Here is a 12,860-nt window from a genome sequence, read left to right on the forward strand (position 1 = left end):
CGAGTGGTCACTCGCCCCGATCGTCGAACAGGCCGCGCTCGGCGAACAGCGGCGACGTGTACGTGCGATGGGACGTCTCATCCGTGTGGTAGTCCTCGATGCGCGAGACCTCCTTGGCAGACCCGAAGATGAACGGGCTGTGCTGGTAGAGGTCGGTCGGCACCGTGTCGAGGGGCGACGCCACACCGGTCGTCACCCTGCCCCCGGCCTGCTGGACGACGAAGGCGACGGGGTCGACCTCCGGGAGCAGCAGGAGCTTGCCGTGCCGCAGGTCTGTGCGGATCAGGCGCGGCGACAGGAACACGCCTCCACGCATGAGGATCCGGTGGCAGTCGGCGACCAGGGATGCCACCCACCGCATGTTGAAGTCCTTGCCGCGGTCTCCGGACGAGCCGCGCAGGCACTCGTCGACGTACCGCTTCACCGGGGACTCCCAGAAGCGCGCGTAGGAGGAGTTGATGTGGAAATCGGTCGTCTGCTCCGGGATCCGGATCTGCGGATGGGTCTGCAGCCACTCGCCGGTCAGCGGGTCGAGGGTGAACCCGTGAGTGCCGTGCCCCAGTGTGAGGACGAGCATCGTGGACGGTCCGTAGATGGCGTAGCCGGCCACCACCTGGGTCGAGCCCGGCACCAGGAAGTCGGTCTCGCAGGCGCTCTGGTCCCCGCTGGTCCGCAGGATCGAGAAGATGCTGCCCACGGTGCCGTTGAGATCGATGTTCCGCGCACCGTCCAACTGGTCGCAGATCAGGGCGTAGTGTCCCCGCGGGATGAACCGCGGCGGGCAGATCGGGCCGTTGCTCTTGTCGGACAGCAGGCCGCAGGTCAGCCCGGTGCGGGACACCGAGGTGCTGAAGATCTCGAGGGCCTCCTCGTCGAGCGACTGCGGCGGCTGATCGGGGACGACGCCGAGTCTGCCCTGGGCGATCCGCTTCGAGATGAGCTTGCAGGCCGTGGCGACGGCCAGCACCAGGCTGTTCAGATCGCCCGTGGTGGTGCAGGACTGCGCGCGGCGCTGGTCGATCAGGAACTGCGTGAGGGTCTTGTACTCGTGGATCATCGCGCGCCCCCGGTCACCGCGTCCAGGCCTGCCGCGGCGCACCGGCGACAGGACGATCCGGCGGGTCACCGAGCGGCCTGCGGCTCTGCGAATCGGTCATGAACACCCTCCTTGCTGAAGGTGCCTCCATCGTGTGGCCCGGGACGGACGGCCACCCGGGATTCGGCAAAGTTGCACGCTTGCGCAACAGGACGCCGCCCCACCGCGCGCCTTGGACGCGTGCCGGTCAGCGCTGGACGGAGTCCCGGTACGCGCGCAGCAGCCAGGGCCAGTCGGTCTGGATGGCGTCGACGCCGAGGTCGAACAGCGGCTGCCACGCCGCAGCGGGACAGTCGAAGATCGCGTCCTCGTCCTCGTAGCCTCCGAACTGGGGGATTCCCGTCGTGAGCGTCACCGAGTTGACGAGGATGAACAGTCCCCGGCGGTGGTAGCCCTCGATGACGTCCGGATCGAACCACGGACTCTGCGGCGTCGTGGTGATGAGCTCCAGCCCGACGGTGTTGAGCTCGTCCAGGCGCAGGACGTCCTCGACCTCCTCCTCGGTGCTGCAGATCGGAACGAACGGGTACTTCGTGGGGTGGCGCCGCAGCCGTGAGATCGCCTCCATCTCCCACGCGGGAGCCTTCAGCATCAACTGGCCCGGCATGCGCAGGCCGTCGAGGGCGACCAGAAGCTGGGGCCACCGCCACCACGAGCGGTCGATCGTGAACAGCACCGGGCCACCGGCGAACTTGCCCAGCAGTTCGAGCAGGGGCTGGACGCGCGCCGTCCGGCCCGGGCGGTCGCGCCAGATGTAGGACTGCTGCCGCACCTCGGTCGCGGTCAGCGTCTGGATGTTGCGCTCGATGCCGAGATGTTCGGGCTCGAACCCGTCGTGGAACGCCCAGAAGTACATGTCGGCCGACGCGCTCACCGGGATCTGCACGACCTCCGCCCCGCTGCGGACGGCGGCGCGCACCGCCCCGATGGTGTTCGGCGCGATACTGGCGTGGCCGAGGCCGCGGTGGGCCACGACGGCGGGTTTGGCTCGGCGCAGAGTCTCACCGAGCTGAGAGTTGAGGGCGGCGTAGTCCGGAAGTCCCAACATGCTCGACCTTCCCTGGTCCCGAGCGGGATGCTCCACGGGGACAGTCTAGCGAGACCCGGCCCGTGGACACTGTGGGTCGGTCACGCGCGCTCATCCATCGGCAGGTAGTCGCGAACCGTCTGGCCCGTGTACACCTGTCGCGGGCGGGCGATCTTGTTGGTCGGATCGGCCACCATCTCGCGCCAGTGAGCGATCCACCCGGGGAGCCGGCCGATCGCGAACAGCACCGTGAACATCTCGACGGGGAAGCCCATCGCCTGATAGATGAGGCCGGTGTAGAAGTCCACGTTCGGGTAGAGCTTGCGCTCCTGGAAGTACGGATCGGCCAGGGCGGCCTGTTCGAGCTCGACGGCGAGGTCGAGCAGGGCGTCGTGACCGCTGTGCTGCCGCAGGATGGCGTCGGCGTGGCGCTTGACGATGGCGGCGCGGGGATCGTAGTTGCGGTAGATCCGGTGTCCGAACCCCATCAGGCGGGTGTGATCCTTGTTGTCCTTGACCCGGTTGATGTAGGTCTGGGCCGGGATGCCCTCGTCCTGGATCTGGCGCAGCATCTCCAGCACGGCCTGGTTGGCCCCGCCGTGCAGCGGCCCGGACAGCGCGCTGACGCCGGCGGCCACGGAGACGAACAGGTTCGCCTGCGACGAGCCGACGACGCGGACGGTGGAGGTCGAGCAGTTCTGCTCGTGGTCGGCGTGGAGGATGAGCAGGACGTCCAGGGCGCGGGTGATGTCGTCGGTGAACTCGTACTCCTCCGTCGGATACCCGAAGGACATGCGCAGGAAGTTCTCGACGTAGCTCAGGGAGTTGTCGGGGTAGAGGGTCGGCTCGCCGCGGGAGTTCTTGTAGCCGTAGGCCGCCAGCGTCGGCACCTTCGCGATGAGCTGGTGCGTGGCGCGTTCGATCCGCTCGGGCGCGAAGCCGACGGCGTCCTGGGCGAACAGGGAGAGAGCGATGATGCCTGCCGAGAGCACGGGCATCGGGTGCGAGCGGCGCGGGAAGGTCCGGAAGAAGTCGCGCATGCGCTCGTCGAGCAGCGTGGAGCGCCGGATGTCGTTGGTGAATCCCTCGAGCTCCTCGGCGGTGGGGAGCTCGCCGTAGATGACCAGATAGGCGGTCTCCAGGAAGGTGGACTGCTCGGCCAGTTGCTCGATCGGGTATCCGCGGTAGCGGAGGATCCCGGCCTCGCCGTCGATGTAGGTGATCGCGGACTTGCAGCTCGCGGTGTTGGCGAAGCCGTTGTCCAGGGTGACGTTGCCGGTTTCGTTCCGCAGTCTGGAGATGTCCAGACCGTGACCGCCCTCGACCGAGGGGACGATGGGGAGGTCGACCTGGCTGTCGCCAACAGTGAGATGTGCCACATCGGATGTCACGAGAACTCCTTCACTCACGCGGCTCCTGCCGCAATCGCCGTCGATCATGCGCAACACTACAGGCGCGTCGTGGCAGAACCGGATCTTCTTCGAGAAGTACTTGATAGTTCAACCAATCTCCTCTACCATCAGGATAGTTGACTTCTAAATGACCACGCGAGGAGAACACCATGACCACCATCGCCGACCTCACCGGAACCTATGCTCTCGACCCCAGCCACTCCCGCCTCGGCTTCGTGACGCGGCACGCCATGATCACCAAGGTCCGCGGATCCTTCGACACCTTCGAGGGCAGCGGGACGATCGACGGCACCGACGTCGCGAAGTCCGGCGTCGCGGTGACCATCCAGTCGACCAGCATCAACACCAACAACGCCGACCGCGACAACCACCTGCGCAGCGGTGACTTCTTCGGCGCCGGGGACTTCCCGACCATCACCTTCACGTCGACGGGCTTCGCACAGACCGACGAGCTCACGCTCGAGGTGACCGGCGACCTGACGATCAAGGGCGTGACCAAGTCCGTCACCGTCCCGTTCGAGTTCACCGGTGCGGCGACCGACCCGTTCGGCAACCAGCGCGTGGGGTTCGAGGGCAGCACGGTCATCTCCCGCGCCGACTGGGGGATCACCTGGAACGCGGCCCTCGAGGCCGGCGGCGTGCTCGTGAGCGACAAGATCACCCTGGAGATCGAGGTCTCCGCCATCAAGCAGGCCTGAGCGCCCGCCGCCCGGAGGCGGCTCGTCCCCAGTGAGGACGAGTCGCCTTTCGTCGTCCCGCCCGGTCACGGACGGGCACGCACGCCCGCCCGCCAGGTCTTGATCCCGCCGTCCAGGTTGCGGACCGTCCGCCCCGCCTGGGCCAGCAACCGGGTCGCCGAGTGCCCGCGCTGCCCCACGGCGCAGAAGACGAGGACCTCCGCGTCGACAGGGATCTCGTCGAGACGCTCGCGCACCTCGTCCAGCGGAACGTTGACGGCGCCGGGGATCGTCCCGGCGGCGAACTCACCGACGGTCCGCACGTCCAGAAGCATCGCCCCGTGGGTCGCCAGGTCCGCCACCTCGTGCCACTGCGCCGTCCGGACGAGGCCCCGGTGCTGGTTGTCGGCCAGGTAGCCGAGCATGTTCACGGGGTCTTTGGCCGACCCGAACTGAGGTGCGTAGCACAGGTCGAGGTCGAGCAACTCGGAGGCGGTCATCCCCGCGGTCATCGCTGTCGCGATGACGTCGATGCGCTTGTCGGCTCCGGACGCACCCACGGCCTGCGCCCCCAGGATGGCGTCGGAATCGGGGTCGACGAGCAGTTTCAGGGCCAGTGCGCTCGCGCCCGGATAGTAGCCGGCATGGTTCAGGGGGTGGGTGTGGATCACGCGGTGCGGACGCCCGCTCGCCCGCAGTGCCTTCTCGGTGACGCCCGTCGCGGCGACCTGCAGGCCGCACACGCCGACGACGGCCGTGCCGAGGGCGCGTGGGTTCCTGACCGGCAGTCCCGCGATCGAGTCGGCGGCCAGCCTGCCCTGCCTGTTGGCGGGCCCGGCGAGAGGGACCAGCCCGGCCGTGCCGTCGGGGCGGCGTTTCTCGATCACATCGCCGACGGCCCACACGCCCGGGGCGCTGGTGCGGAGTTCGTCGTCCACGGCGATGCCGCCCGCCTGCCCGAGCTCGATGCCCGCCGCGGCGGCCAGCGTGGTGTCGGGCCGGACGCCGATGGCGGCGACCACGACGTCGGCAGCGACGACGTCGCCGTCGGCGAGGCGGACCCCGCCCTCGGAGATCTCGACGGCGGAGGCTCCGAGGCGAACGGCGATGCCGTCGGCTTCGAGCGCATCCGCGACGAGCCTGGCCATCTCGGGGTCCAGCGGGGCCATGACCTGGTCGGTGGCCTCCACGACAGTCACGTCGAGCCCCCTGTGGCGCAGGTTCTCGGCCACCTCGAGCCCGATGAACCCGCCACCGATCACCGCGGCGCTGCCCGCACCCGCGATCGCCTCCGTCATGCGGTCGGTGTCCTCGATGTCGCGCAGGGTCAGTGCCCGGTCGATCCCGGGGATCGGGGGCCGCACCGCACGAGCACCGGGCGACAGCACGAGGGCGTCGTACGCGAGCTCGGACTCCTGGCCGGTGGCGAGATCGCGCACCGCGACGACCCGCCGGGCGACGTCGATCGCCGTGGCCTCGTGGTGGATCCGCACATCGAGGCGGAACCGGTCGAAGAGGGACTCGGGCGTCTGCAGGAGCAGCGCGGAACGCTCCTCGATGACACCCCCCACGTAGTAGGGCAGGCCGCAGTTCGCGAAGGAGACGTTGCCGCTGCGTTCGAGCACGGTGATCGTGGCGTCTTCGAGCAGCCTGCGCAGGCGGGTGGCGGCGGACATGCCGCCGGCGACGCCGCCGATGATGACAATGGACTTCGGGTTGTTCACGCTTGAAGCCTATACCCCAGGGGGTATATGGTTCCACCCGTAGGGAACCCGACCAAGGAGATCATCAGAACATGTGTTACCCGGTGGCGTGCAAGGTGTGCGGCAAGACGACCTGGGCCGGCTGCGGCCAGCACATCGACTCGGTGCGGAAGCAGGTTCCCGCCGGCCAGTGGTGCGGCGGACACGAGTCGCAGGCGAGCAGCTTCTTCTCGAAGCTCATCGGCCGATGACCCGGCTCCCGGCGGACGAGATGGCGTCGGTCATCCTGCGCCTCAAGCGTGCACAGGGCCAGCTCGGCGGCGTGATCGCCATGATCGAGGAAGGCCGCGAATGCCGTGACATCGTGACGCAGGTCGCAGCGGTCTCCAAGGCTCTCGACCGCGCCGGCTTCGCGATCATCGCGTCCGGCCTGCGGCAGTGCTTCACCCCCGAGGGCGAGCTGGACGAGGTCGACGTCAACGAGATGGAGAAGCTGTTCCTGTCCCTGGCCTGAGACCTGGACGCTAGGAGCGCAGCGACTCCACCACCTCGGCGAGCTGGACCATGGCCCATTCCAGCTCCCCCTCGGTGATCACCAGCGGCGGCGCGATACGGATGGTCTGAACGTGCGTGTCCTTCACGAGCAGCCCCCGCTCGAGCAGCCGCTCGCTCACCTCCCGGCCGGTCCCGGCCGCCGGATCGATGTCGACGCCCGCCCAGAGGCCGGCGGTTCGCACCTCGGTGACGCCGTGGCCCACCAGCGGCTCCAGCGCGGCCCTCAACTGCGCCCCGCGTTCCACGGCCCGCTGCTGCATCTCCCCGGTGTGCAGCAGCGCGATCACGGCGGACCCGACGGCGCTCGCCAGCGGATTGCCGCCGAACGTCGAGCCGTGCTGCCCCGGCTGTATCAGTCCGAGGACGTCCCGGGTGCCGACGACGGCGGACACGGGCACGATCCCGCCGCCGAGCGCCTTCCCGAGCAGGACGAGGTCGGGCTCGACCCCCACCTGGTCGCAGTACAGCGTCGTGCCCGTGCGGGCCATGCCGGTCTGGATCTCGTCCACGATCATGAGGACGTTGCGCTCGCGCGTCAGCCGCCGCACCTCCGCCAGGAACCCCTCGGGCGGGAGGATGACGCCGGCCTCACCCTGGATGGGCTCCAGGAGGACGGCGACCGTGTTGGGGGTGATCGCCGCACGCAACGCGTCGACGTCGCCGAACGGGACGGACGTGAGCCCCGGGGTGTAGGGCCCGAAGTCGGCCCGGGCGCTGTCGTCGTTGCTGAGCGAGATGATCGTCGTCGTCCGCCCGTGGAAGTTGTCCTGCATCCCCACGATCTCGGCCGCGTCCGGGGCGACGCCCTTGACCTGGTACCCCCACTTGCGCGCGAGCTTGATGGCGGTCTCGACGGCCTCGGCGCCGGTGTTCATCGGCAGCATCATGTCCATGCCGAGGAGTTCGCACAGGTCCTGGGCGAACGGGCCGAACGCGGACGCATAGAACGCTCGCGACGTCAGGCACACCTTGTGGAGCTGCGCGACGGCCGCCTCGACGAGGACGGGATGGTTGTGACCGAAGTTCATCGCCGAATAGGCCGACAGGAAGTCCATGTAGCGGCGTCCGTCGACGTCGGTCATCCACACGCCCTGGGCCGACTCGATGACGACCGGCAGCGGATGGTAGTTGTGAGCGGCGAAAGTCTCGATCTGGTCGATCACCGTGTGCGAACGTGCCACCTGTCCGTCCTCGCTCCCTCGGGCGGCGCCCTCGCCGCGCGCAGTCGGCTCCCACCCTAGTGGCGCTCGCCCACGGTCCGTTCGCGATTCCGGCGCCCCGGCACCGGCGCTACACGGCGGCGACGGCCACGCTGGACGAGAGCGGGCTGTCCGCGGGCAGCGACGCCAGCGCCTCCGCCCCCACGAGCCCGTCTCCGGCCGCCTCGAACGGCTCGAACCGCGGCCACTCGCGGCGGAGCCCGGCGATACAGGATTCGCGCACGTGCCGGCTGCGGAACACACCGCCGACGAGGCAGACGACGGGACGCGGCGACGCGGCCTCGCCGATCCGGGACACGGCGGTCCGCGCCGACAACGCGAGCTCCTCCCCCGCTCGCCGGCAGATGGCCGCGGCCACCTCGTCGGTCTCCGCCAGACAGGCGATGCCCTTCGCGAACGAGGCGACGAGCCGCACATGACCCGGGTTTCCCTGCAGTTCGATGTACGCCTGGGACAGATCGGGCCAGCGCTCCGTCGCCAGTTCGGTGATCGCCGTGGCGGGGCCGCGCCCGTCGTAGGCGCGCATGACGGCCTCCAGCCCGGATCGCCCGATCCAGAACCCGCTGCCGACGTCGCCCATGAGGTTGCCCCAGCCGTCCACGCGCGCGACCGAGTCCGCGCCGACCCCGAACGTCACCACGCCTGTGCCGGACGCCACCACGACGCCCCGGCGGAAGCCGACGGCACCGAGGAAGGACGTCACGGAGTCGTGGGCGAGGATCACCCGCCCGACGCCTCTCGCCCTGCACAGCTCCAGCAGGATGCGCGGATCGCCCTCCGCCCTCGTCAGACCCGTGGTGCCGACCGCCACGGTCCAGTCCGACGGGCCCGGAGCGGGGATCACCGCGGAGACCACCTCCGCCAACTGCGGCATGATCTCGGTGTTGGTGCGCAGACCGGGGAAGGACAGCCGCCGGCCCGCATGCGAGACCTTCACGGCCGTCTGCCCTCCGTCGATCGCAAGGAAGCGGTCGTCTGCCGTACTCATGGACGGGGCGCCCTTTCCGCAGGATGAACGGTGGGTGTGCCGCGCTGCGGCACACCCACCGGGATTCGTGGATCAGCCCTTGGTGAGCGGGCCGAGGGTCTTGTCGTCCTTGTACACCTCGGCGGCGTTCTCCTTGGTCACGATAACCGGGTCCAGCAGGTACGCCGGGACGATCTTGACGCCGTTGTCATAGGACTTGGTGTCGTTGACCGGGACCTCTTCGCCCTTCTGCAGGGCATTGACCATGGTGATGGTCTGGGCCACGAGCTTGTTGGTGTCCTTGAAGATGGTCGAGTACTGCTCGCCCGCCATGATGGACTTCACGGACTCCACCTCGGAGTCCTGGCCGGTCACGACCGGGATCTCCTTGCCGGCGGCCTTCACCGACGTCATCGCCGCGCGAGCGAGCGTGTCGTTCGGGGAGAGGATGCCGTCGAGCTCGGCACTGCTGTAGTAGCCCGACAGCACGGTGTCCATGCGCTTCTGCGCGTTCTCGGCCTTCCAGCCCTGGGTGGAGACCTGCGAGAAGGTCGTCTGTCCCGACAGGACCTTGAGGGTGCCGTCGTCGATCTTCGGCTGGAGCACGCTCATGGCGCCGTTGAAGAACACCTGGCTGTTGGCATCGTCGGGCGAGCCCGCGATGAGTTCGATGTTCCACGGGCTGGAGCCCTTGCGCGCCTTCAGGCCGTCGAGCAGCGCCTGGCCCTGCAACTGACCGACCTTGTAGTTGTCGAAGGCGACGTAGTAGTCGACGTCATTGGTGTTGAGCAGCAGCCGGTCGTAGGCGATGACCGTGGCGCCCGAGTCCTTGGCCGCCTTGAGCTGCGTGTTGAGCTGAGAGCCGTCGATGGCTCCGACGACGATGACCTTGGCACCCTTGGTGACCATCGCATCGATCTGGTTCTGCTGCTCCGAGACGCCGCCGTTGGCGAACTGGACGTCGGCCTGGTAGCCCGCAGCCTTCAGCCCGTCGTTGAACAGCCCTTCGGCGAGCACCCAGTTCTCCGACGTCTTCTGCGGCAGCGCGACACCGATCAAGGAGCCGGCCGCGAAGCCTCCGGAGCCACCGGTCGACCCGCTGGTCGACTCGGTCCGGCCGCTGCCACAGCCGGCCAGGGCCAACGTCGCGGCAGCAGCAAGGGCTACCGCGCCCTTCGTGAACTTCCTCATTCCGAACCTTCCTGATTGGAGCAATCGGCCGAGCCGGCTGGCTGCGGCCACGGGTGCGGTTCCACTGCGAACCGGGACGGACGTTCAGACCTTCTGTGTGACGTCCTCGACGGGGGGTGTCTCTTCCGTGGGCTCGGCGATGTCCGAGACCATCTGCTGCGCGGCCCTCCGCCGCAGCAGGAGACCGGTGATGGAGGGGCGGCCCTGCTGTTTGTTCCACACGTCGACCGCCACGGCGAGCAGCAGCACCAGGCCCTTGATCATCTGCTTCCAGTCCGCCCCGGCGCCCATGAGATCGAGCCCGTTGTTGAGGACGGCCATGACCAGACCACCGACCATGGAGCCGACGACCGTGCCGACGCCGCCCGAGACGGCCGCGCCGCCGATGAACACGGCCGCGATGGCGTCGAGCTCCCAGCCGACGCCGTCGAACGGACCGGAGGCGGTCGACCGGGCGACGAACATCATGCCGGCGAGTGCGGCCAGGGTCGACATGTTGACCATGACGAGGAAGTAGACGGTCTTGCTGTTCACGCCGGACAGCTCGGCGGCGTGCCGGTTGCCGCCCACGGCGTAGATGTGGCGGCCGATCGGGGTCTTCTGCGAGAAGAAGCTGTACAGGAACACGAGCGCGACGAGGATGAGCCCCGAGATGGGGAAGGACGTGCCGGGCCGCCCGGACGCGTACATGATCGTCACGAAGACGATGACCAGAGACAGCAGGACGATGCGCGTGATCGTCGCCCACATCGGCGGCACCTCTGCACCGACCCGGACGAGCTTGGCCCGGCCGCGGATCTGGAAGACCGCGAGGGCCACGACGGCGAGGACGCCGACGAGCAGCGTGGAGTTGTTCATGCCGGTGTCCGGGCCCCATTCCGGCAGGTAGCCGGCGCCGATGACCTGGAACGCCTCGGGCACCGGCACGGTGTTCGACTTGCCGACGAACTGGTTGGCGCCGCGGAAGAACAGGTAGCCGGCGAGTGTGACGATGAAGCCCGGGATGCCGACGTAGGCCATCCAGAAGCCCTGCCAGGCGCCGATGACCGCCCCGAGCACGATTCCGAGCAGGATGCCCGCCCACCACGGAACTCCCCAGTCACGCATGGCGATCGCCACCACGATGCCGACGAACGCCGCGACCGAGCCGACCGACAGGTCGATGTGGCCGGCGATGATCACCAGCACCATGCCGATGGCCAGCACCAGGATGTACGAGTTCCCGTTGAGCAGGTTCATCAGGTTCGTCGGCGTCCACACGCGCCCGCGCGTCAGGATCTGGAAGAGACCGACCATCACGACGAGAGTGATCAGCATGCCGAACTGGCGGAGGTTGCCCCCGAACAGTTTCTTGAGGTGCTCCATCGATGTGTTCCTTCTGGGTGGCGCTCAGGCCGCGGTCGAGGTCGCGGTGGTGGTCATGAGGCGCATGAGTTCCTCTTGGGTGGTGGCGCCGGCGTCGACGACACCGGTGATCTGGCCCTTGCGGACCGTGTAGATGCGATCGCAGATGCCCAGCAGTTCGGGGAGTTCGGACGAGATCACCATCACGCCCTTGCCCGCGTCGGCGAGCGCCCCGATGATGCCGTACATCTCGTACTTGGCGCCCACGTCGATGCCGCGCGTGGGCTCGTCCAGGATCAGCAGTTCGGGCTCGGTGAACAGCCACTTCCCGACGACGACCTTCTGCTGATTCCCGCCCGACAGCTTGACGACGCCCTCGTTCACGGTCGGCGTCTTGATCCGCAGTTCCTTGCGGTACTTCTCGGCGGCCTCGAACTCCGAGTTCAGGTCGATGACGCCGCCCGGCGCGATCCGCTTGAGGTCGGCCGAGACGATCGTGGTGCGGATGGTGTCGAGCAGGTTCAGCCCGAGCGTCTTGCGATCCTCCGTCACGTAGGCCATCCCCGCGTCGATCGCCGCCGCCACGGACTTCGGCGCGATCGGGCGGCCGTCGAGGGCCATCGTGCCGGACTCCCAGATGCCGTAGGACCGGCCGAACAGGCTCCGGGCCAGTTCGGTCCGGCCGGCGCCCATGAGACCGGCGAAGCCGACGATCTCCCCGCGGCGGATGAAGAAGCTGGAGCGGTCGCAGACCAGTCGCTCCTGCACGACGGGGTGGCGCACCGTCCAGTCGCGGACCTCGAGCAGCACCTCGCCCGGATGCGACTCGTGGTCGGGGAAGCGGGACGTCAGCTCGCGCCCGACCATGCCCCGGATGATGCGGTCCTCGTCGACGGGGACGCCGGGCTGGACGTCGATCGTCTCGACGCTGTGCCCGTCGCGGATGATCGAGATGGAGTCGGCGACGGCGGCGATCTCGTTCAGCTTGTGGGAGATCATGATGCAGGTGATCCCCTGGTCGCGGAACTGCCGGATCAGGTCCAGCAGTTGCGCCGAGTCCTGTTCGTTGAGCGCCGCGGTGGGCTCGTCGAGGATGAGGAGCTGGACGTTCTTGGAGATGGCCTTCGCGATCTCGACGAGCTGCTGCTTGCCGACGCCGATCGTCTTGACCGGGGTGTCGGGATCGTCGTCGGTGAGGCCGACCCGCGCCATGACCTCGCGGGCGAGCCGGTGCGCCTCGATCCAGTCGATGCCCAGCCGCCCGCGGACCTCGTTGCCGAGGAAGATGTTCTCGGCGATCGACAGCTCGGGGATGAGCGCGAGCTCCTGGTGGATGATGACGATCCCGGCGTGCTCGCTGGCGCGGATGTTGTGGAACTCGGCCGTGCGGCCCTCGTAGACGATCTCGCCGGAGTAGGTGCCGTGCGGATGGACGCCGGAGAGCACCTTCATCAGGGTCGACTTGCCCGCGCCGTTCTCACCGCAGATCGCGTGGATCTCGCCGCGCCGCACGGTGAGGGACACGCCGTCGAGCGCCTTCACCCCGGGGAACTCCTTGACGATGTCCCGCATCTCCAGGATCACGTCTGCACCTGTCACTGCCGCTGCCTCCTCGCACACGACTGGGCGATACTGCGCTGTCACCGCTCTCGGAGCGTAGGCAGGCCG

At 68.5% G+C, this 12,860-nt stretch carries 12 protein-coding genes; 3 read left to right on the forward strand and 9 right to left on the reverse strand.

Going from position 1 to position 12,860, the window contains the following annotated elements; genetic code table 11:
• Window positions 1-7: 7 nt before the first annotated feature.
• The 3 genes from G555_RS0103235 to G555_RS0103245 all read right to left on the reverse strand — a co-directional run bounded on the left by G555_RS0103235 (window position 8) and on the right by G555_RS0103245 (window position 3,514).
• Entirely contained in the window at window positions 8-1,126 is a 1,119-nt protein-coding gene (locus tag G555_RS0103235) for a class 1 fructose-bisphosphatase (RefSeq protein ID WP_211223162.1), read from the reverse strand.
• Between the two features lie 157 nt (window positions 1,127-1,283).
• Window positions 1,284-2,144, reverse strand: coding sequence for a glycerophosphodiester phosphodiesterase family protein (locus tag G555_RS17695; protein WP_051208349.1), 861 nt, complete (start codon window positions 2,142-2,144; stop codon window positions 1,284-1,286).
• An 80-nt stretch (window positions 2,145-2,224) separates the two neighbouring features.
• Entirely contained in the window at window positions 2,225-3,514 is a 1,290-nt protein-coding gene (locus G555_RS0103245; protein WP_028707753.1) for a citrate synthase, read from the reverse strand.
• Between the two features lie 170 nt (window positions 3,515-3,684).
• Here G555_RS0103245 and G555_RS0103250 point away from each other — a divergent pair, with 170 nt between their 5' ends.
• Window positions 3,685-4,233 carry a YceI family protein gene (locus tag G555_RS0103250; RefSeq protein ID WP_028707754.1) on the forward strand — a complete coding sequence of 183 codons (549 nt, stop codon included), beginning with the start codon at window positions 3,685-3,687 and terminating at the stop codon, window positions 4,231-4,233.
• Window positions 4,234-4,298: 65 nt separating this feature from the next.
• Here the strand turns inward: G555_RS0103250 and G555_RS0103255 are convergent, their stop codons facing one another.
• Window positions 4,299-5,936 (reverse strand): FAD-dependent oxidoreductase, encoded by a 1,638-nt coding sequence (locus G555_RS0103255; RefSeq protein WP_036920999.1) that lies wholly within the window; start codon window positions 5,934-5,936, stop codon window positions 4,299-4,301.
• A gap of 71 nt (window positions 5,937-6,007) precedes the next feature.
• Here G555_RS0103255 and G555_RS22530 point away from each other — a divergent pair, with 71 nt between their 5' ends.
• Complete coding sequence (locus G555_RS22530) at window positions 6,008-6,166, forward strand: hypothetical protein (protein ID WP_169337851.1); 159 nt, start codon at window positions 6,008-6,010, stop codon at window positions 6,164-6,166.
• Window positions 6,163-6,429: a metal-sensitive transcriptional regulator gene (locus G555_RS0103265; protein WP_028707756.1), complete on the forward strand. Its 267-nt coding sequence runs from the start codon at window positions 6,163-6,165 to the stop codon at window positions 6,427-6,429. The genes G555_RS22530 and G555_RS0103265 overlap by 4 nt, the downstream gene beginning before the upstream one ends.
• 10 nt (window positions 6,430-6,439) lie before the next feature.
• Here G555_RS0103265 and rocD read toward each other — a convergent pair whose 3' ends face one another.
• The 5 genes from rocD to G555_RS0103290 form a co-directional block, all read right to left on the reverse strand.
• A complete protein-coding gene (rocD, locus tag G555_RS0103270; protein WP_028707757.1) occupies window positions 6,440-7,651 on the reverse strand; it encodes an ornithine--oxo-acid transaminase in 1,212 nt (403 codons plus the stop codon).
• A gap of 109 nt (window positions 7,652-7,760) precedes the next feature.
• Window positions 7,761-8,678 (reverse strand): N-acetylglucosamine kinase, encoded by a 918-nt coding sequence (locus tag G555_RS0103275; RefSeq protein WP_028707758.1) that lies wholly within the window; start codon window positions 8,676-8,678, stop codon window positions 7,761-7,763.
• Window positions 8,679-8,750: 72 nt separating this feature from the next.
• Window positions 8,751-9,848 (reverse strand): substrate-binding domain-containing protein, encoded by a 1,098-nt coding sequence (locus G555_RS0103280; protein WP_028707759.1) that lies wholly within the window; start codon window positions 9,846-9,848, stop codon window positions 8,751-8,753.
• 84 nt (window positions 9,849-9,932) lie between these two features.
• Window positions 9,933-11,213: a multiple monosaccharide ABC transporter permease gene (gene mmsB / locus G555_RS0103285; RefSeq protein ID WP_028707760.1), complete on the reverse strand. Its 1,281-nt coding sequence runs from the start codon at window positions 11,211-11,213 to the stop codon at window positions 9,933-9,935.
• A 24-nt stretch (window positions 11,214-11,237) separates the two neighbouring features.
• Complete coding sequence (locus G555_RS0103290) at window positions 11,238-12,791, reverse strand: sugar ABC transporter ATP-binding protein (RefSeq protein WP_028707761.1); 1,554 nt, start codon at window positions 12,789-12,791, stop codon at window positions 11,238-11,240.
• Window positions 12,792-12,860: the final 69 nt, after the last annotated feature.

This window comes from Propionicicella superfundia DSM 22317 (assembly GCF_000423465.1).
GTDB lineage: Bacteria > Actinomycetota > Actinomycetes > Propionibacteriales > Propionibacteriaceae > Propionicicella > Propionicicella superfundia.

Coding starts and splice junctions, on each gene's coding strand:
- G555_RS0103275 (WP_028707758.1), bottom strand. CDS start 8,678: ATGAGTACGGCAGACGACCGCTTCCTTGCGATCGACGGAGGGCAGACG.
- G555_RS0103280 (WP_028707759.1), bottom strand. CDS start 9,848: ATGAGGAAGTTCACGAAGGGCGCGGTAGCCCTTGCTGCTGCCGCGACG.
- G555_RS22530 (WP_169337851.1), top strand. CDS start 6,008: ATGTGTTACCCGGTGGCGTGCAAGGTGTGCGGCAAGACGACCTGGGCC.
- G555_RS0103250 (WP_028707754.1), top strand. CDS start 3,685: ATGACCACCATCGCCGACCTCACCGGAACCTATGCTCTCGACCCCAGC.
- mmsB (WP_028707760.1), bottom strand. CDS start 11,213: ATGGAGCACCTCAAGAAACTGTTCGGGGGCAACCTCCGCCAGTTCGGC.
- G555_RS0103265 (WP_028707756.1), top strand. CDS start 6,163: ATGACCCGGCTCCCGGCGGACGAGATGGCGTCGGTCATCCTGCGCCTC.
- G555_RS17695 (WP_051208349.1), bottom strand. CDS start 2,144: ATGTTGGGACTTCCGGACTACGCCGCCCTCAACTCTCAGCTCGGTGAG.